Origin of the sequence: Lentzea sp. NBRC 102530, from assembly GCF_030269365.1 — a bacterium.
Lineage (GTDB): Bacteria > Actinomycetota > Actinomycetes > Mycobacteriales > Pseudonocardiaceae > Lentzea.
Genome location: NZ_BSTF01000005.1, coordinates 503889 through 522745 on the forward strand (window position 1 = coordinate 503889; position 18857 = coordinate 522745).

Annotated in this window: 17 protein-coding genes and 3 pseudogenes; 11 read left to right on the forward strand and 9 right to left on the reverse strand. The window is 68.4% G+C overall.

The window, feature by feature from the left end:
• Positions 1-47 precede the first annotated feature (47 nt).
• A complete protein-coding gene (locus QSK25_RS16750) occupies positions 48-1184 on the forward strand; it encodes an aminotransferase-like domain-containing protein (RefSeq protein ID WP_285639290.1) in 1137 nt (378 codons plus the stop codon).
• Between the two features lie 283 nt (positions 1185-1467).
• Here the strand turns inward: QSK25_RS16750 and rnhA are convergent.
• From rnhA to QSK25_RS45585, 4 genes and pseudogenes are all read right to left on the reverse strand, one after another.
• A pseudogene (gene rnhA / locus QSK25_RS16755) lies at positions 1468-1911 on the reverse strand (ribonuclease HI); the annotation flags it as partial.
• Between the two features lie 11 nt (positions 1912-1922).
• Positions 1923-2300 (reverse strand): DUF1801 domain-containing protein, encoded by a 378-nt coding sequence (locus QSK25_RS16760; RefSeq protein WP_285639291.1) that lies wholly within the window; start codon positions 2298-2300, stop codon positions 1923-1925.
• A 220-nt stretch (positions 2301-2520) separates the two neighbouring features.
• Positions 2521-3159: a hypothetical protein gene (locus QSK25_RS16765; protein ID WP_285639292.1), complete on the reverse strand. Its 639-nt coding sequence runs from the start codon at positions 3157-3159 to the stop codon at positions 2521-2523.
• Positions 3160-3223: 64 nt separating this feature from the next.
• On the reverse strand, positions 3224-4174 hold the full coding sequence (locus QSK25_RS45585) for an amidase family protein (RefSeq protein ID WP_502881855.1): 951 nt from the start codon (positions 4172-4174) through the stop codon (positions 3224-3226).
• Between the two features lie 10 nt (positions 4175-4184).
• On the opposite strand from QSK25_RS45585, the gene QSK25_RS16780 reads away from it, so the two are divergent.
• The gene (locus QSK25_RS16780) at positions 4185-4760 is read left to right on the forward strand and encodes a DUF7711 family protein (RefSeq protein ID WP_285639294.1); all 576 of its coding nucleotides are present in this window, start codon (positions 4185-4187) and stop codon (positions 4758-4760) included.
• Positions 4761-4917: 157 nt separating this feature from the next.
• Positions 4918-6054, forward strand: coding sequence for an HIRAN domain-containing protein (locus QSK25_RS16785; RefSeq protein ID WP_285639295.1), 1137 nt, complete (start codon positions 4918-4920; stop codon positions 6052-6054).
• A 4-nt stretch (positions 6055-6058) separates the two neighbouring features.
• Here QSK25_RS16785 and QSK25_RS16790 read toward each other — a convergent pair.
• Positions 6059-6250, reverse strand: a pseudogene (locus QSK25_RS16790) (MBL fold metallo-hydrolase); the annotation flags it as partial.
• Positions 6251-6314: 64 nt separating this feature from the next.
• On the opposite strand from QSK25_RS16790, the gene QSK25_RS16795 reads away from it, so the two are divergent.
• Both QSK25_RS16795 and QSK25_RS16800 read left to right on the forward strand, forming a co-directional pair.
• On the forward strand, positions 6315-6593 hold the full coding sequence (locus tag QSK25_RS16795) for a type II toxin-antitoxin system Phd/YefM family antitoxin (RefSeq protein WP_285639296.1): 279 nt from the start codon (positions 6315-6317) through the stop codon (positions 6591-6593).
• Between the two features lie 16 nt (positions 6594-6609).
• Positions 6610-6990, forward strand: a complete 381-nt coding sequence (locus tag QSK25_RS16800) for a type II toxin-antitoxin system VapC family toxin (protein ID WP_285639298.1) — start codon at positions 6610-6612, stop codon at positions 6988-6990.
• 50 nt (positions 6991-7040) lie between these two features.
• Here QSK25_RS16800 and QSK25_RS16805 read toward each other — a convergent pair whose 3' ends face one another.
• Positions 7041-7718, reverse strand: coding sequence for an MBL fold metallo-hydrolase (locus tag QSK25_RS16805; RefSeq protein WP_285639299.1), 678 nt, complete (start codon positions 7716-7718; stop codon positions 7041-7043).
• Positions 7719-7856: 138 nt separating this feature from the next.
• Here QSK25_RS16805 and QSK25_RS16810 point away from each other — a divergent pair.
• A pseudogene (locus QSK25_RS16810) lies at positions 7857-8816 on the forward strand (acyltransferase family protein); the annotation flags it as partial.
• 47 nt (positions 8817-8863) lie between these two features.
• Here the strand turns inward: QSK25_RS16810 and QSK25_RS16815 are convergent.
• Positions 8864-9616: a maleylpyruvate isomerase family mycothiol-dependent enzyme gene (locus QSK25_RS16815; RefSeq protein ID WP_285639300.1), complete on the reverse strand. Its 753-nt coding sequence runs from the start codon at positions 9614-9616 to the stop codon at positions 8864-8866.
• 225 nt (positions 9617-9841) lie between these two features.
• Between QSK25_RS16815 and uvrA the strand changes: the two genes are divergently transcribed.
• The 3 genes from uvrA to QSK25_RS16830 all read left to right on the forward strand — a co-directional run bounded on the left by uvrA (position 9842) and on the right by QSK25_RS16830 (position 13500).
• Complete coding sequence (uvrA, locus tag QSK25_RS16820; RefSeq protein WP_285639301.1) at positions 9842-12721, forward strand: excinuclease ABC subunit UvrA; 2880 nt, start codon at positions 9842-9844, stop codon at positions 12719-12721.
• Positions 12721-12903: a hypothetical protein gene (locus QSK25_RS16825; protein ID WP_285639302.1), complete on the forward strand. Its 183-nt coding sequence runs from the start codon at positions 12721-12723 to the stop codon at positions 12901-12903. Before uvrA ends, QSK25_RS16825 begins: the two co-directional genes overlap by 1 nt.
• 129 nt (positions 12904-13032) lie before the next feature.
• Positions 13033-13500 carry an SRPBCC family protein gene (locus QSK25_RS16830; protein ID WP_285639303.1) on the forward strand — a complete coding sequence of 156 codons (468 nt, stop codon included), beginning with the start codon at positions 13033-13035 and terminating at the stop codon, positions 13498-13500.
• Between the two features lie 4 nt (positions 13501-13504).
• Here the strand turns inward: QSK25_RS16830 and QSK25_RS16835 are convergent, their stop codons facing one another.
• Positions 13505-14098 carry a TetR/AcrR family transcriptional regulator gene (locus QSK25_RS16835; RefSeq protein WP_285639304.1) on the reverse strand — a complete coding sequence of 198 codons (594 nt, stop codon included), beginning with the start codon at positions 14096-14098 and terminating at the stop codon, positions 13505-13507.
• Between the two features lie 73 nt (positions 14099-14171).
• Here QSK25_RS16835 and QSK25_RS16840 point away from each other — a divergent pair, with 73 nt between their 5' ends.
• Positions 14172-15329 carry an FAD-dependent oxidoreductase gene (locus QSK25_RS16840; protein WP_285639305.1) on the forward strand — a complete coding sequence of 386 codons (1158 nt, stop codon included), beginning with the start codon at positions 14172-14174 and terminating at the stop codon, positions 15327-15329.
• Positions 15330-15402: 73 nt separating this feature from the next.
• On the forward strand, positions 15403-16566 hold the full coding sequence (locus tag QSK25_RS16845; protein WP_285639306.1) for a hypothetical protein: 1164 nt from the start codon (positions 15403-15405) through the stop codon (positions 16564-16566).
• Between the two features lie 140 nt (positions 16567-16706).
• Here QSK25_RS16845 and QSK25_RS16850 read toward each other — a convergent pair whose 3' ends face one another.
• Entirely contained in the window at positions 16707-18794 is a 2088-nt protein-coding gene (locus QSK25_RS16850; RefSeq protein ID WP_285639307.1) for an alpha-galactosidase, read from the reverse strand.
• Positions 18795-18857 lie beyond the last annotated feature (63 nt).

Here is an 18857-nt window from a genome sequence, read left to right on the forward strand (position 1 = left end):
GAGAAACGGCGTCCGGTTCCGGGCGGCCCCGGATTACCGTGCGGTCCATGCACCGCACCCTCCCCGTGGCCAGTTCTCCGGTGCGCGACCTGCTCGCGCTGACGTCCCGCCCCGAGGTGATCTCCTTCGCCGGCGGGCTTCCGGCCCCCGAACTGTTCGACCTGGACGGGGTGCGCGCCGCCTACGACCTCGCCCTGCGCGACCGGTCCGTGCTCCAATACGCGCCCACGGAAGGAAACCCGGAACTCCGCGCGCTGATCTCCGCCCGCCTGACGACCGGCGGCCTGCCCACCCCGGACGTCCTGATCACCACCGGCTCGCAGCAGGCACTGGCGCTCGTGGCCACCGCGATGCTCGGCCCCGGCGCCGTGGTGGCCGTCGAGGAACCGACGTACCTCGCCGCGCTGCAGTGCTTCCGGATGACCGGCGCGCGCATCGTGCCCGTCGCGAGCGACGCCGACGGCCTCGTCCCGTCCTCGCTGCGCGAGGTCGTGGCCGCGGAGAACCCCGCGTTGCTCTACCTGGTGCCGACCTTCGCCAATCCGACCGGCCGCACGCTGTCCGCGGCACGCCGCGCGGAGATCGCCGGCATCGCCGCCGCGCACGACCTGTGGATCGTGGAGGACGACCCGTACGGCGAACTCCGCTACCGGGGTGCGGCGGTGCCCCCGCTCGCCTCGACCAGCGACCGGACCATCTACCTCGGCAGCTTCTCGAAGATCGGCGCGCCCGGCATGCGCCTCGGCTGGCTGCGCGCCCCGGCCGACCTGCTGCGCACGCTGACGATCGTCAAGCAGGCCGCCGACCTCCACACCTCCACGGTGGACCAGGCAGCCGCGGCTTCCTACCTGGCGCACAACGACCTCGACGCCCACGTTCTCCGGTTGCGCGCCGAGTACGGCCGGCGCCGTGACGCCATGATCGCCGCGCTGCCGTCCGCCATGCCCGGCGGCACCACGTGGAGCGACCCCGACGGTGGCATGTTCGTGTGGCTGCGCCTGCCCGGCGACGTGGACAGCGCCGTGCTGCTGAAGGAAGCGCTACGGCACGACGTGGCGTTCGTGCCCGGTGCGCCGTTCTTCGCGACGACGCCGGACCACGCGACGTTGCGGATGTCGTTCACCTCCAACACGGTGGACGAGATCGCGGAAGGCGTGGCGCGCCTGGCGAAGGTGCTGCGGTGACAGCCGGCGGCCGACCCTGAACCGCGTGTGCTCAGCTGAACAGTTCGAGCGCGTCCTGGTGGTGTTCGCAGCGGCCGCCGCCCGTCGCGATGGTGCAGGGCGTGCCCTTCTTCGTCCGCGCGCCGCACTGCAACCCCGGGTCGTGGATGTGGCAGAGACCGTTGGTACCGGCCGTGATCGGGCAGGGTGTGCCCTTCTTCGTGGGCGCGCCACACGCCTCGCCGCTCAGTTCGCGTGCCTGCCGGGGCTTCGCGGGCTTCTTCGGCTTCGCGCCGGGCTGCTCGACCGTGCGGCCCGTGACCTCCTCGACGCCGCGCACGGCGAGACGGTCGGCGCGCTCGTTCTCCGGGTGACCCGCGTGCCCCTTGACCCAGTGCCACTCGACCTCGTGCCGGTCGGCGGCCTCTTCCAGCCGGCGCCACAGGTCGGCGTTCTTGACGGGCTCGCGCGCCTTCGTGAGCCAGCCGTTCGCCTTCCAGCCGTGCACCCACGACGTGATGCCGTTCCGTACGTACGTGCTGTCCGTGTAGAGCTTCACGACGGACGGGCGCGTAAGGCTCTCCAACGCCATGATGGGCGCCATCAGTTCCATGCGGTTGTTCGTCGTCGGGCCGATGTCACCGCCGTACATGTCCTTCTCGTGCTCGCCGTAGCGCAACACGGCACCCCAGCCGCCAGGTCCGGGGTTGGGGCTGCACGCGCCGTCGGTGTAGATCACGACCTCCATGCGTGCTGAGGCTACCGACGCGCTCTGACACTCCTGCGCTGACGGTTGTTCGCGATGATGTGGCGGAACATCTCGACGAGCGCCGGAGCGTTGATCGCCTGGTCGCGGTAGACGGAGATCATGCGCGCGGTCTTGTTGCCGTGGCCGCTCGTGATGATGTTGTGCGGGTCCGGGACGATCGCCTTGTCGTAGAGCATCACGTTCACGTGGTCCTTGGTGCCGAGCAACGCGCAGACGTTGCCGTCCAGCACGAAGTACGGCCGGTTCGTGAACTTGACGGTCTCCTCGACGTCCGGGTCCGCCTTGTGCACGAGCGCGCGCACCTGGCGGCAGATGTCCTGCTGCCACTCGGGCAAGGTTGCGATGTAGTCGTCGATGCGTGTGTCCATGACCCCATGTCGTCGCCCCTCGCCGTTTCTCGACATCAGGTCAGGAACACGGGCACTCCTGCCAGACCTCGACGCTCATGGCCCTGCCGAACGCGGTCAGGTCCTCCGCCAGGTTCGTGACCTTGTGGATGTGACGCGATGGGTCAAGGACGCCGCGAGCACCCGTGACGACGCGTCGTTCGACCTCGTCGACCTGAAGGAGGTGAATCTGCCGTTGCCCCTAACGCGGCAGCCAGCTCGCGACGTCGGCGATGGCATCGAGGGTCTCGCCGCTCACCTGTCCGGACGCCGACTCCGTCTCGGCGATCACGATCGTCGCGCCGTCCGGGCGTGACGCGTAGTGCAGGCCGCTGAAACTGATGTCCGCCATGTCGAGCAACGGCGTGGCGAGCGGGATGACGTCCCCGGTGCCGTGGACGTCGATCAGCTTCTTGAACGCCGTGGCGTCGCTGCGGTTCTTGAACCCGACCCATGCCACGGACACGACCACGACGTTGTTGTTGCCGTCCCCTACGGCGAAGAGGGTGCGGTCGAGCGACTTGCACGGATTGCGCGCGAAGTGGTCGCGCACCTGACCGTGAGAGTGCGACACACACTCGAGCGCGGATTTGGCCGTGCGTCTCAACGTACGCATGTTCAGCTGACGCCAGGCGCCGTCGGCATCACCGTTGCGAGCGGACTTCTTGCCCTCGGACCTGGCCTTGGTGAGGTTCGGGCTCGTCGACTCGACCGCCGCGCCGCCACCGGACAGGCCGCCGCCCGCGGCGACCGACAACGCCAGCGCGCCGGCGACCACCACCACACCCGCCTTGCTGCCGGGATCAGACCCGCCGCCGTACCCACCGATCCTTCGTCCCATCCGAGCCCCCTCCTCCGGGGGACGAGGACACCGCAGGTGACTGGATCAGCGAGGTGAATTGGGCTCAAAACACACGATCGGGTGGCATCTCGACCTTGCCGACTGATCGCGCGACCGCAACCAGGTCAACTTCCCGCCCGTGCCGCGCCACGGCCTGCAACCCGATCGGCAGGCCGTCGGCGTCAAACCCGGCGGGAACGCTGATCGCCGGATGTCCACTGAGGTTGAACGCCCAGGTCAACGCGGTGTTGATGCGTTCCCCGGGCCCGTCGTGACCGTGCGGAGGCCCAGGCGTGGTGGGCGTGAGCAGCACGTCGGCGGTCTCGAACAACGCGTCCAGCGCGGGGTTCGGCCCGCACCGCCCAGCGGACCAGTCGGCAGCGGGGTCGCGCAGCGCGAGCCGCACCGGCCGCGGCCGCAGGGGAGCCGCCGCACTCCAGGCGATCGCCGCCTGCTCGTCGTCCACGTCGGCGAACCCGAGATCGGTGGACCACACCGCGGTGGGAGTGGTCGTCTCGGTGACACCGAGATAGGTCGCGATCAGGTCGGGATCGCGCGCGAAGACGCCAACCGCCGCACGCTCGGTCGACGTCGTCTTCAACCCGAACACCCCACACCACGCCGCGGGTATGCGGATCGAACCGGCACCGTCCACACCAGTCGCCAACGGCACCACCCCCGCTGCCACCGCCACCGCCGACCCCGCGGACGAACCACCCGGCGTGCGGTCGAGGTTCCACGGGTTCCGTGTGAGACCACGAGAATTGCGTCCCCACGTCTGCCAGGGAGTGCTGCCATCGGGCGTGGTGGTCAGTCCGATCGGCACACACCCCATGGCCGTCAACGCGTCACGATGGCTTCGCCGTTCGCCCCGTTTCACCGCAATCGGCATACCCGCGAACGGCAACGAGGGGTCCAGTTCAGGCGAGCGCGCGCGATACACCTCGTGGAACGCACACAGCACCGGCTCGACGGCATCGAGCCGCGCCAACGCCTCCGCCACCCGGTCAGGCATGATCCACCTCGTGAAATGGTCCCGCGCAGTGCACCACCTGACCGAGCTCGCCGAGAAGTGCGGCGAACAGCCCGCCGGCTTCTTCCGGTTCCAGGTGGTCGAGCTGTGGGTCTTCGGCGACCTCCTCGACGTGCCGAAGGACCTCGACGTCATCGAGGTGGCCCTGGTCACCGACCTGCCGGTGGACGAGGTGCCGTGGCTGACCGAACCGGTGGGCGCCGAACACTGGGCCAACTCCACCAGACTCTCGCGCAACCCGTTCGAGGCCCGCTGGCGCTCCAAGGACGCACCGGTGTGGAACCACCGCATCGAACGCCCGGCCCTCGTGTGGAGCGCGGCCGACGGCATCAACGAGGAAACGCTCGTGGCCGTCAACGACGGCACGGCCGAACTCGTGCGCCAGGCCGCGCCGGAGCCGGCCGAGCTCGAGCAACGCGTCGCCGACGAGCTCGCGGTGAGCCTGAAGGCACTGCGGCGGGCGAACCAGGAGTACACCGACCGCCGCTGGAGCCCCGGCAAGCTCACCCCGCACGCGGACGCGCTGTGGCGCACGACCACCGGCTACCTGGACCTGCTGGACGCCTGACGCGCCTGTTTCCAGGCCGAGTGGAAAAGAAGTTCGCGGGTTTGTCATCGCCCCTTCCGGATGGTTCTGAGACGGCCTGTAACGGAATTCCGCCGCCGGAGCGACTACGCGGGTGAACAGGCGCCACCGAGCGCCCCGGAATCCGCAGGAGCGATCGGTGGACGGTCTCGGCATTTCTGTCGAATTCGACGGCAGCCTGCTCGTGGTCACGCCCAGCAATGCGCTGGGAAAGGTCTCGCTGGGTACGAACAGGCTCGTGCTGAGAGGCGCGGACCTGGTTTCGGTCTCGCTGTCCAAAGCGGGCCTGTTCCGCAACGGGCGGCTGGATCTCGTCGTTCGCGAGGGACGTCCGTGCCAGCTGCACTTCACCCGCAGGCAGCAGGCGGACTTCGAGCGGTTGCACGGCGGACTGCTCTCGCTCTGCGCGGGAACGGCGAAGGCTCCCCAACCAGTTCAGATGCGGCGGGAACGACCGGAACGGCCTCGTGCCGCCGCGGTCCGGTCTTCCCGGGAACAGCCGGTCCTGCTGCGCGGTTCCGGTCACTGCGGCCAGGAGGTGGTCGGTGAGTCGCACTACTTCGAGGAGTTGCGCGGCCTGGCCGGCAAGGGCTCGACCGGTGAGAAGGAGATGACGGCCAGGCTCCGGCGCGAACCGTCGAACCGGCACGACCGCAACGCGGTCCTGGTGCTGATCGACGAGAACCCGGTCGGCTATCTGCCGCGCGAGGTGGCCGCCGAATACGCGCCTGTGCTGACGATGCTGGAACGGTCCGGAAAGGTCGGCGAATGCCGTGCCCGGCTGTGGTGGCGGCGCGGCGGCGATTTCATGGCGAGCGTGTCGCTCGACCTCGCCGATCCGGCACTGCTGTTTCCGGTCAACGAAGTGGACAGCGGCTCACCCCACCTGATCGTTCCGCCTGGGCGCAATTACCAGTTGAGCCGCGAAAACGAGCACATGGACGTGCTCGGGCCCTTCATGGAACGGTTCCAGCCGCAGACGAAAGTGCTCGTCACCGCCGGCCTGAGCGTCGTGGAACGCGTCGGACCGCGCACGAGGACCGAAATCGTCGTCGTGCACCTCGACGGCCAGGAGATCGGCGAGCTGACGAAGCCGACCTCCGCCAAGTTGTTGCCGGTCGTGCGACCGCTGCAGAACGCCGGGATCACGTGTTACGCCGACGTCGTGCTGACCGGCAACGCCTTGGCCGTCGAGGCGAGACTCACCATCTCGCCTCCGGAGGAACTGCCGCAGGACTTCGTGCAGGAGCTGCAACGAGTGATCCGTCAGGCCTGACGGATCACCAGCCGCGGGCGCGCCACTCCGCGAGGGACGGGCGCTGCTCGCCCAGCGTCGAGTCGTCGCCGTGGCCCGGGTAGAGCCAGGTCGAGTCCGGCAGCACGGCGAAGAGCCGGTCCTCCACGTCGTTGATCAGTGACGCGAAGTTGTCCGCCGACGTGGTCTTTCCTGCACCCCCGAAAAGAGTGAATCCCGCGAGTGGTGAACACGTGCAGCCTGGTGTAGCCCCATGTGCTACGCGGGGCTACGCTTGTCGCGTGAAGGTCATCAGTCAGCGGGAGTTCCGCAACCACTCCGCCGCGGTCATGGACGCGGTGGAGGCGGGCGAGACGTACCACGTGACGCGCAACGGCGTGGAAATCGCCGAACTCCGGCCCTTGCCTCGTCGTCGTCGGCTGACAGCCGAGGAATTGGTCGAACGGCACAGGAAGCTGCCTCAGGTGGATCACGCCCGCATGCGTCAGGAAGCCGACGAGTTCTTCGGTGACGAGGACCGCGTGGGCGACTTCGACCCATGGGAGCGCAACCGTGGCTGAGCGGCCTGAGTCCGGAGTGCTCGACACGTGCGCCTACATCGACCTCGGGTTGCTGGACCCGAATGCCCTGCCGGAGATACCTGAGCTCACCGCGGTCACGATGGCGGAGTTGCATCAAGGGGTGGCGATGGCCGAGGACGCCGCATCCAGGGCTGCTCGCACCGAGAAGCTCGGCGCGGCGATCGTCGACTTCGAACCTCTGCCCTTCGATGCTCAGGCGGCCGCCAGGTACGGCACGCTGGTCGCGCTGACGATGGCGGCGAACCGAAATCCGAAACCCCGGCGGATGGACTTGATGATCGCCGCCGTCGCGTCATCGCGAGGAATGCCGCTCTACACGCGAAATGCCGATGACTTCAAAGGGCTCGATGACATGGTCACGATCATCGAAGTCTGATTGCGACCCGCGGGTGAGCCCGTGGTGACGAGCTCACCCGCTCGTGGAGCTCACCAGCCGCGGGCGCGCCACTCCGCGAGGGACGGGCGCTGCTCGCCCAGCGTCGAGTCGTCGCCGTGGCCCGGGTAGAACCAGGTCGAGTCCGGCAGCACGGCGAAGAGCCGGTCCTCCACGTCGTTGATCAGTGACGCGAAGTTGTCCGGCGACGTGGTCTTTCCCACACCCCCCGGAAAGAGTGAATCTCCGGTGAAGAGGTGCGGGTGGCCGGTCGGGTCGTCGTAGACGACGGCGATCGAGCCCGGCGTGTGGCCGCGCAGGTGGATGATCGAAAGCGGGACTTCTCCCACGTTGATGGTGTCGCCGTGGTCCACGAGGACGTCCGGCGGGACCGGGAGGACCGCCGCGTCCAGTTCGTGGGCGACGGTGGTCGCGCCGTGGGCTCCGGCCAGGGCGTCCAGTGCCTGCCAGTGATCGGCGTGCTGGTGGGTGGTCACGATCGTGCGCAGCCTCGGGCGGGCCGGGAGGTGGCCCAGCAGGTCGGAGAGGCGCTCGTGGTCGTTGGCCGCGTCGATCAACAACGCTTCGTTCGTGGACCGGCAAACCAGCAGGTAGGCGTTGTTGTCCATCGGACCGACGGAGATCTTCGTGATGGTCAGCGCGTCGAGGGTCCTGACGGCCGCGGGGCCGTCTGGATCGACGTGACCGGTGTAGTTCTCGAGTACGTCCACGGTGGCAGACGGTAGTCGCTCGAAGCGGTGCAGCGCACACCTTCAGGTTGCATACAGGTTGCACTCATAGGGTAAGTAAAGGTCAACACCTAGTCGCCGCTTACCCCGAAAGCACCAACGAACAGGTCCCCGCCTCTCGTGATTCCAGCGCAACGACAGAAGCCCCAGAAGGCCCGCAGGGTCAGCTGGGACGTCCTCCGCGTCGTCGCCATCGGGTGCGTGTTGCTCCACCACGCCACGCTCACGAGCGTCAGCAGCCACCCCGACCTCGGGCCGCTGCCGTTCACGTTCCCGATGTCGATGGGCGCCAGCACGCTGATGGTCGTCTCCGCTTTCTTCGCCTGCGCGTCGCTCGACAGCGGCAAGCCGGGGCAGTTCCTGTGGAGAAGACTCGCCAGACTGCTGCCCGCGTACATGGCGGCGGTGCTGCTCACCTACGCGGTGCAGAGGTGGATCGCGCCGGAGGGGTGGAGCCAGCTCGACGGCAGGGACGTCGTCTACAACCTGCTGCTGATCAACCAGTGGATGCCGGACGTCAACATCGTCGACTTCGCCTACTGGACCGTGCCCGTGCAGATCGCGGCGTTCATCGCGGGAGCGGTGCTGGTGAAGTTCCTAAGAGGCACGAAGCTCCGTGTCTTCCTGTGGGCGCTCATCGTCACGCCGCTGCTGCTCCGGCCGTTGCTGGACCACTCACACACGTTGTTCGTCGTCTACAACGGGTTCGCGCTGCACAGGGCCCAGTTGTTCGCGGCCGGCATCGCCATCTGGCTGTGGCACAAGGACCGGCTGAAGACCCCGCACCTGGCCGCGCTCCTCGTCGCCACCCTGATCGCGCAGGCGGTTCACACGACCGAGTACGGATCGACGCTCGGCTTCGCCGTGCTGCTGCTCATGGTGTGCGCGGCGGCCGCTGGACCCGATTGGGTGTTCTTCAGCCCGATCGCACGGCCGATCACGTGGCTCGCGGGCATCTCGTACGGCGTCTACCTCGTGCACCAGCAGATCGGCACCGTGGTGATGGACCGCATGCACGCCGTTGGGCTGCGGTCCTGGTGGCTCCTCGCGGGCTTCCTCACCTCGGCGTTCGTGCTGGGCTGGGCGATGACGAAGTTCGTCGAGAAGCCCGCCTACCAGCTGCTCACTCAGATCCAGTCGGGCAGTTCCGGCAGTTCACCGCGCAGGCCCGCGCCGTCGGAACGCCCCGTCAGCCACGCCAGCACGGCGCTCGCGGACCCGCTCACCGACTTGCGGCTCGCCGGACCGTTCACGGCCCACCTGCGCTGAGTGCCGTCGGGCAGGGTCACCTCGATCTCGAACGGGTCGACCCTGCCCTCGAACTGCCGGACGGCGTCGTCGAGGAACTCCTCCACGAACGCCGCGGGCAGGTCGTCGAACCCGACGCCCGCGTTCAGGTCGATGAGGTGGATCCAGATCTCCCGCAGCCGGAACAGCGGCACGGTGGACGCGAGGATCGACTGGCCCTTGGGCGCGGTGACCTCCGAACGCCACGCGTGCTGCGGGAACTCGCGGCACGCGACGTCGAACCGCTGGCACGCGGAGTCGAGGTCGGCCTTGATCACCTGCAGCAGACGGTGCGAGCCCTCCTCGATGTCCGCGTCGCGATCCGCCCGCGAGGCGTAAGCCTGGTGCTCGACCCCGGTGCGCGCCCAGGTGAGCAGGTTCACCAGCGCGTCCGCGTTGCGCGCCAGGTGCGTGATGACGTGTCCGCGGGTCCAGCCGGGGAGCAGAGAGGCACCGCGCACGGCGGCCTCGTCCAGCTCCTCGACGACCTCGTAGAGCACGTCCGTCGCCTCGCGCACCGCCGTGATGTGCCGGTCGGGCACACCTCGCGGGGCGGGTACGGACGTCTGCTCAGTGGACGGCGTGTAGGTCATGTGCTGCCTCTCCCCGACGTTGAGGCTTCTGATCGAAGTGACCAGCCTATGGGTAATCCCAGCTCAGGGGAATGCGATAGCGGTCCGAACCGTTTTTGTCGGGGGTGCGACCTAGCATGGTCGGCGGGTCGGTCGCAGCCTCCAATCCGATGCTAGTACTCTTCGAACGCTTGTTCGGAAGAGTGTGGCGTGAGTGACCCGCCAATCGCAGCCGAAGGGACCCCAGTGGCAGACCGTCTTGTTGTTCGCGGCGCCCGCGAGCACAACCTGCGCGGCGTAGATCTCGACCTGCCGAGGGACAGCCTGATCGTCTTCACGGGGCTGTCCGGCTCCGGCAAGTCGAGCCTGGCTTTCGACACCATCTTCGCCGAGGGCCAGCGGCGCTACGTCGAGTCGCTCTCCGCGTACGCGCGCCAGTTCCTCGGGCAGATGGACAAGCCCGACGTCGACTTCATCGAAGGCCTCTCACCTGCTGTCTCGATCGACCAGAAGTCGACGAGCCGCAACCCCCGCTCGACCGTCGGCACCATCACCGAGGTCTACGACTACCTGCGCCTGCTCTACGCCCGCGCCGGCAAGCCGCACTGCCCGCAGTGCGGCGAGGCGATCGGCAAGCAGACGCCGCAGGAGATCGTCGACCAGGTGCTCGCGATGGAGCAGGGCACCAAGTTCCAGGTGCTCGCGCCGGTCATCCGCGGCCGCAAGGGCGAGTACCTCGACCTGTTCCAGAACCTGCAGACGCAGGGCTACTCGCGCGCGAAGGTCGACGGCGTCGTCTACACGCTCGCCGAGGTGCCCAAGCTCAAGAAGCAGGAGAAGCACCACATCGCGGTCGTCATCGACCGCCTGAGCGTCAAGGCCGCGCAGAAGCAGCGCCTCACCGACTCGGTCGAGACGGCGCTGCGGCTCGCGGACGGCCTGGTCGAGCTCGAGTTCGTCGACCTGCCGGAGACCGACCCGAAGCGCATCAGGGGCTTCTCCGAGAACCTCGCGTGCCCCAACGGCCACCCCCTCGCGATCGAGGACCTGGAACCGCGGTCGTTCTCCTTCAACTCGCCGTACGGCGCGTGCGTGGTCTGCACGGGCATCGGCGTGCGCAAGGAGGTCGACCCGGAGCTCGTGGTCACCGACGACGAGCTGAGCCTCGAAGAGGGCGCCATCGCGCCGTGGGCCGGCGGGCAGACGGCCGAGTACTTCCAGCGGCTGCTCCAGTCGCTCGGCGAGACCATCGGCTACCGCATGGACACGCAGTGGCGGCACCTGCCCGCCAAGGCGCAGAAGGCGATCCTGCACGGCATCGACGAGCAGGTGCACGTCCGCTACAAGAACCGCTACGGCCGTGAGCGCTCCTACTACGCCAACTACGAGGGCGTCATCCCGTTCCTCGAACGGCGCCAGGAGCAGACCGAGTCCGAGTACATGCGGGAGAAGTACGAGGGCTACATGCGCGAGGTCCCGTGCCCCGCGTGTGCCGGCACCCGCCTGAAGCCCGAGATCCTCGCCGTCACGCTGCACCACGGCCGCAAGGGCGACAAGTCCATCGCCGAGGTCTGCGCGATGAGCGTCTCGGAGTGCTCGGACTTCCTCGACGGCCTCAAGCTCGGCAAGCGCGAGTCGATGATCGCGGGCGCCGTGCTCAAGGAGATCCAGGCCCGCCTGCACTTCCTGCTCGACGTCGGCCTCGACTACCTCTCGCTCGACCGCGCCTCCGGCACCCTGTCCGGCGGTGAGGCGCAGCGCATCCGGCTCGCCACGCAGATCGGTTCGGGTCTCGTCGGCGTGCTGTACGTGCTGGACGAGCCGTCGATCGGCCTGCACCAGCGCGACAACCACCGCCTGATCGAGACGCTGACGAGGCTGCGCGACCTCGGCAACACGCTGATCGTCGTCGAGCACGACGAGGACACGATCCGCACGTCGGACTGGGTGGTCGACATCGGCCCCGGCGCCGGCGAGCACGGCGGCAAGGTCGTGCACAGCGGCCCGTACAAGAAGCTGCTGACCAACAAGGAGTCGATCACCGGCGCGTACCTGTCGGGCCGCAAGTCGATCCCGATGCCCGCCAAGCGCCGCAAGATCGACAAGAAGCGCCAGCTCACCGTCGTCGGCGCGCGCGAGCACAATCTGCGCGGCATCGACGTGTCGTTCCCGCTCGGCACGCTCACCTCGGTCACGGGCGTGTCCGGCTCGGGCAAGTCGACTCTGGTCAACGACATCCTCGCGACGGTGCTCGCGAACAAGCTCAACGGCGCCCGCCAGGTGCCGGGCCGCCACACCCGCATCAACGGCCTCAACGAGGTCGACAAGCTGGTGCGGGTCGACCAGTCGCCGATCGGCCGCACCCCGCGGTCCAACCCGGCGACGTACACCGGCGTGTTCGACCACGTCCGCAAGCTGTTCGCGGCGACCACGGAGGCGAAGGTCCGCGGCTACCAGCCGGGCCGCTTCTCCTTCAACGTCAAGGGCGGCCGCTGCGAGGCGTGCGCGGGCGACGGCACCATCAAGATCGAGATGAACTTCCTGCCGGACGTCTACGTGCCCTGCGAGGTCTGCAAGGGCGCGCGGTACAACCGCGAGACGCTGGAAGTGCACTACAAGGGCAAGACGATCTCCGAGATCCTCGACATGCCGATCGAGGAGGCCGCGACGTTCTTCGAACCCATCAACGCCATCCACCGCCACCTGAAGACGCTGGTCGAGGTCGGTCTGGGCTACGTGCGCCTCGGCCAGCCCGCGCCGACGCTCTCCGGTGGTGAGGCGCAGCGCGTGAAGCTCGCGTCGGAGCTGCAGAAGCGCTCGACGGGCAAGACGGTCTACATCCTCGACGAGCCCACCACGGGCTTGCACTTCGAGGACATCCGCAAGCTGCTGGGCGTCATCAACGGCCTGGTGGACAAGGGGAACTCCGTCATCGTCATCGAGCACAACCTCGACGTCATCAAGACGTCCGACTGGATCGTCGACATGGGTCCCGAAGGTGGCTCTGGCGGAGGTATGGTCGTAGCAGAGGGCACGCCCGAGCAGGTCTCGCAGGTCGAGAAGAGCTACACGGGGCAGTTCTTGCTGCAGGTGCTCGAAAACGAGGAGGTGTCGGCAGCAGGGTGATGATTCCACTCGATGCGCTGGCCCACCGCGAGCGCGCCCTTCAGGCGTCGCGCGGGGAGCCCGTGGTGTACCCCTTCAGCCTCGTGGAGGCGCTCGACTCGTCGGAGCAGGCACTCCGTCGCGTCGCGGCTGTCAGCTGGGTGCGGACCCTGGAACGGCTTCCTCATCTAGTCGACAAGTGAACTCGTGTGGCCTAGTGGGGCACTCGAGCCCCACTAGAGCCATATGCCACGCCGTGAGGAATTCCCGGTCTGCTGTGACTTTTGCCCAGGACCTGTCACTCGGACGAGGGATCCGGGATGATGGCGGCCGTGTCACTCAACCGCTATCGCTTCCGCAGCGTGTGGCACGTCGACGCGCCTCCGGACCTGGTGTACGAGGTCCTGTCGGACATCGCGAACTACCCGCTGTGGTGGCGTGAGATCCGCAAGGCCGAGAAGATCGACGACGAGTCCGGCGTGCTCTACTGCCGGTCGTTCCTGCCGTTCCACCTCGTCGTCCAGGTGAAGCACAGCATCAGGAACCAGCAGGCAGGGCTGTTGCGCGCGACGTTGTCGGGCGATCTCGAGGGCTACGCGAGCTGGGAGATCACCGGCCGCGACGGCGGCACGGATCTGATGTTCGACCAGGAAGTGGTGGTCAACAAGGCGCTGCTGCGGCGCCTCGTGCTGATCGCCAAGCCGTTCTTCCGCGGCAACCACGACATGATGATGCGCGGCGGTTTCAAGGGCCTGAAACAGGTGCTCGAGGAGAAGGCCGCCGCCCGTCGCGAGTCCTGATCCGTCAGCGGCCGGACAGGTGCCGCACCAGAATTCCGAGCTGCTCCGCGTACTTCGCGGCGAACTCGGGCGTCGCGGGGTCCTGGCCGGTGATCTGACCGGCGCTCTGCCGCAACGTCAACGGCGCTGACGCGGCCGCCATCAGAGCCAGCAGCAGGAACGCGGGCTCCATCCCGGCGGGCAGCTCGCCCGCCTCCTGGCGCTTGCGCATCTCCTCGACCTGGCGCTGGAAGAACTCCTCGTCGGTGGGCGGGCTGTCGCCGGCGAGATTCGCCCACGCCCACATGCGGCCGTGGTCGGTGAGCGTCGTCATCACGAACCCGGACACGACCTCGTCCAGCGACTGGCTGCGGCTCGCCAGTTCCTCCGCCGAGCCGTGCCAGCTCGTCGCGAGCTCCTTGTACAGGCCTTCCTTGCCGCCGAAGTAGTACGAGATCAGCTGTTTGTTGACGCCCGCCCGTGCCGCGATGTCCGTGGTGCGCGTCGCGGCGTAGCCCTTCGCGCCGAACTCCGCCGCGGCCGCTTCGAGGAGCAGGGCCCGCGTGCGTTCCGGGTCGCGCTTGCGTTCCGAGGCGCTGGGAGAGCGGCGTTGATCCACGTCGACACGGTAGCCGACCGCTTTATCAACCATGAGGTTGACTTAATCAACCGTGCGGTTGAAACTCGGGGGCATGCGAATCGCGGTGATCGGTGGGGGAATCGGCGGGCTGTGCCTGGCGCACGGGTTGCGCAAGGCCGGCGTGGACGTGGCGGTGTACGAGCGCGAACTGTCGCGCACGGACCGCCTGCAGGGGTACCGGGTGCACATCAACCCGGACGGCGCCGCCGCGTTGAGGGAGTGCCTGCCCGCGGCGGGGTGGGAGAGGTTCGAGCGGAGCGCGGGGTCGGGCGGCAACGGCTTCGGGTTCCTGGACCAGCGGCTCCGGCCGTTGCTCGTGCTCGACCCGGAGGAGGAGAAGCACTACTCGGCGAGCCGGATCACGCTCCGGCAGGTGTTGCTCGAAGGGCTGGACGTGCAGTTCGGCAGGCGGTTCGAGCGCTACGAGCCGGGCGACGACATCAAGCTGCACTTCGAGGACGGCGGCGTCGAGTCCTGCGATCTGCTGGTCGGCGCGGACGGCATCAGGTCGCGGGTGCGGCAGCAGTACCTCCCGCACGCCGGCACCGAGAAGATCGGCGTCACGGCGATCGCGGGCAAGCTGTTCCTCGACGACCACGACTGGGTGCCGCGCCACCTCGTCGACCGGGCCCACACGGTCGTCCCCACGACCAGGGCCGGCATGTTCCTGGCCGCGCACGACGGGCTGGGCGTCACGGACGAGACCGACCTGTTGTTCGACAACGTGCGTCCCTACCTGATGTGGGCCTACGCGGCGGCGGACCTGACCGTCCACGATGGACAGGGCCTCAAAGCCGAGGTGCTGCGCCGGATCACGAAGTGGAGCCCGGACCTGCGAAGGATCGTCGAGGCGTCACCGGACGAGACGATCAGCGAGTGGAAGCTGCGGTCCTCGAAGCCGATCGGCCGTTGGCAGCCCACGAACGTCACGGTGCTCGGCGACGCCATCCACGCGATGACGCCCATGCGCGGTATCGGGGCGAACATCGCGTTGAAGGACGCCCGGCTCCTGGCGCGCTGCATCGCCGAGGGTGGTGACGCGATCGCCCGCTACGAGAAGGAGATGCACGACTACGGCTTCGCGGCCGTGCGCGATTCGTTGCAGGCGGCACGCCGGTTCGCGGACGGAGGCCCGGTCGCGCGGACGATCTTCAAGACCGTGCTCAGGGCTGCTCAGGCCGTGCCCCCGCTCAAACGCGCGATGTTCTGAGAAAAAAGATTGAACCGTTCTGGCCGCCTCTGCGTGTGAGTGGCGTTGGAGGGCACGAGCCAGGAGGTTCAAGATGATCCGCAAGACCGTTGCGGTCGTCGCGCTGGGGTTGTTCGCACTGACCGCCTGCGCGGCCACGCCGGAGACGAAGCCGGTGGCACAGCAACAGCAGCAGGGCGCGGTGGCGTTGAAGACCGCCGGCATCCAGGACCTCGGCGAGATCATCACCGACGACCAGGGCTTCACCCTCTACCGCTTCGACGGCGACCAGCCGAACGTGTCCACTTGCGACGGTGAGTGCGCCGCGACCTGGCCCCCCGCCACGGTCGCGGACGAGGACTTCGGCCTCGAAGGCGTCGACCGGAACCTGGTCGGCTCCCTCGTCCGCAAGGACGGCAGCCGCCAGCTCACCGTCGACGGCATGCCGCAGTACCGGTTCGCCAAGGACACCAAACCCGGCGAGACCAAGGGGCAGGGCCTGCAGGGCAAGTGGTTCGCCACCGCCAAGGACGGCAAGCGCACCCAGCTCACGGCGCGGACCGGTGTCGTCACGGGCCTCGGCGCGGTGCTGACCAACAACGCGGGCCTCACGCTCTACCGGTTCGACGGCGACACGGCCCAGCCGCCGGCGTCCACATGCGACGGTGGCTGCGCCGAAGCCTGGCCGCCGGTGATCGTCGAGGGCGACACGCCGCGCGTGAAGGGCATCGACTCGAAGCTGCTCGGCACCATCACCCGCGCGGACGGCAAGAAGCAGCTGACCGTCGCGAACTGGCCGCAGTACACGTTCAAGAACGACACCAAGCCCGGTGAGGCCAAGGGCGTCACGGTCGCGAAGTGGTTCGCCACCGCCACCGACGGCAAGAAGGCCCAGCAGAACAAGGCGATCGCGCTCACCAGCGCGACCGTCGGCGACCTCGGTGTCGTCGTCACCGACTCCGACGGCATGACGCTCTACCGGTTCGACGACGACTCCGCCGACCCGCCCACGAGCAACTGCTCGGGTGCGTGCGCGGCGCAGTGGCCGCCCGCCTTCGTCGACGAGGGCTTCCAGGTGCAGGGCGTGGAAGCCTCGCTCGTGGGGACGATCGAGCGGGACGGGAAGAAGCAGCTCACCATCGCGGGGTGGCCGCAGTACCTGTTCGCAGGGGACAAGGTCTGCGGTGAAGCCAACGGGCAGGGCGTTGGCGGAAAGTGGTGGGCTACCAAGGCCGACGGATCTCGCGCCGGCCAGTGAGAGGGGAGAGGAGAGCCTCGGTGGAACCTTTCCGGCCGGGGCTCATCTCAAGGGGGAGACCCCGGCGGTCTCGATGCCGCCGGGGTTTCTCTCCACCGGAGGTCCCGGCGGTCTCGACGCCGCCGGGGCCTCCGTCGCGTCTACTTGAGGCGCAGCAGAACCGCCTGCTCGGGTTCGAGCACCGGCAGTTGGATCCCGACCTCCGCCAACACCGAACCGGGCAGCTCCAGCGGTGTCCAGTCCGCCGGCTGCCGCTGGCACAACGCGGGGTACCCGGCCGGGGCGTCGAACGTGACGCGGTACGTGCGCCGGGGGTCGAGCCCCGGCAACCGGACGCGGCGCGGCTTGTTCTGCACCGTCGTCGTCAGCTGCGCGTAGCCGAACAACGCCTCGGACCCGTCCGCCGCGACGACCCCGTGCACCCACGCCGAGGGGTCCGGGTGGTCCGAGTGCACGGCGACACCGCTGTGCAGCAACGACCGCACGTCCTTGTAGTACTCGATCGCGGCCTGCAGCCCGGCCCGTTCCTCGTCGGTCGCCGAGTTGATGTCCCACTCGATGCCGAAGTGCCCGAACATCGCCGTGGCCACCCGGAACGACAGGTCGTGCACACGGCCCGTGGTGTGTGACTTCGTCGGACCGACGTGCGCACCCATCAGTTCCAACGGCAGGAACACGCCCGTCCACCGTTGGATCAACTGACGTTCCAACGCGTCGTTGCAGTCCGACGTCCACACACGATCCGTGCGCGCAAGCACACCGAGGTCGATCCGGCCGCCACCGGAGGAGCAGCTCTCGATCTCCACGTGCGGGTGCCGCAACCGCAGTTCGTCCAGCAACCGGTAGTACGCGGCCGTCTGCTCGTGCACCCGCGACCCGATCAGGTCCCGGTTGTGATCCCACTTCACGAACGCGATGTCGTTGTCGGTCAGAACAGCCGAAACCCGTTCGAGGATGTACGCGTACGCCTCGGGGTGCGCGATGTTGAGCACCTGCTGGTTGCGTGACGACGGCGGCAACACCCCGGCCCGCGGCCCGAGCACCCAGTCGGGGTGGGCGCGGTACAGGTCGGAGTCGGTGTTGATCATCTCGGGCTCGAACCACAGCCCGAACTCCATGCCCAGCGCCCGCACGTGCTTGATCAACGGCGACAGCCCTTCCGGCCACACCGTCTCGTCGACGAACCAGTCACCGAGACCGGCGGAGTCGTCGCGCCGGTGCCGGAACCACCCGTCGTCCAGCACGAACCGCTCCACGCCGATCGCGGCGGCGGTGTCGGCCAGCGACGTCAGCCGCGCGAGGTCGTGGTCGAAGTACACGGCCTCCCACGTGTTCAGCACGACGGGCCGCGGCCGCAGCGACCGTTCCCGCATCTGCCGGTGGAACGCGGCGCTGATGCCGTCGATGCCGTCGGACGAGTAGGCCGCGTAAACCCACGGCGACTCGTACTCCTGCCCGGCGCCGAGGATGATCTCGCCCGGCAACAACAACTCGCCACCGCCCAGCACGGGCGAGCCGTCGACCAGGTTCTCCGCGTACGTGACGTGGTTGCCGCTCCACGCCACGTGGACCGCCCACACCTCGCCGTCGCGGAACGAGAACCCCGGCGTCCCCGCCAGCAACCCGATGGTCGCGTCGTGACCGGTCCGCCCACGCCGGTTCTCCCGCACCCACGACCCGTGCTGGAACGCCTGCCGCTGCGGCGACCGCTCGCGGCTCCACCGCCCGGTGAAGTCGAGCAACTCGGCGGCGTGCGCCGGAACGGGAAGCGCGGTCTCCAGCCCCTCCACCGAGTACGGCGTCGAACCGTCGTTGCGCACGACGTGCCGGACCCTGACCATCCCGGACGGCAACAGCTCCACCGTGCCGCTCACGGTCAGCTCGGCGGCCGCGTCCGCGGCGGTGTACCGGAAGATCGAACCCTCGTGGCCGTACGAGGTCACGGTGAGCGCGGGGGCGAAGTGCTCACCGGCGCGGTGGCCGCGCAACCCGGGACGACCCAGGTACCCGGCGCCGGCGTCGGGCAGCAGCGCGAGCGGGATCGGCTCGTCCGGCGCGTTGTTGGGGTTGGTCCACGAAACGGCGTCGACCAGGCCGCGCAACGCTGCCTGGTCGACGTCTCCGAGCGTGCGCCCCCAGTGCGTCACGACCGGCAGGCTCGCGCCCTGGACCGAGATGACGACGCTGGAGGTGTCGTCGTGCAGGTGCACGACCTCCGTGTTGCTCATGCGGGCCCCGTCCACATCAAACACAAATGAACATTGCGCCGATCCTCAAGCGCGGGACTCGCG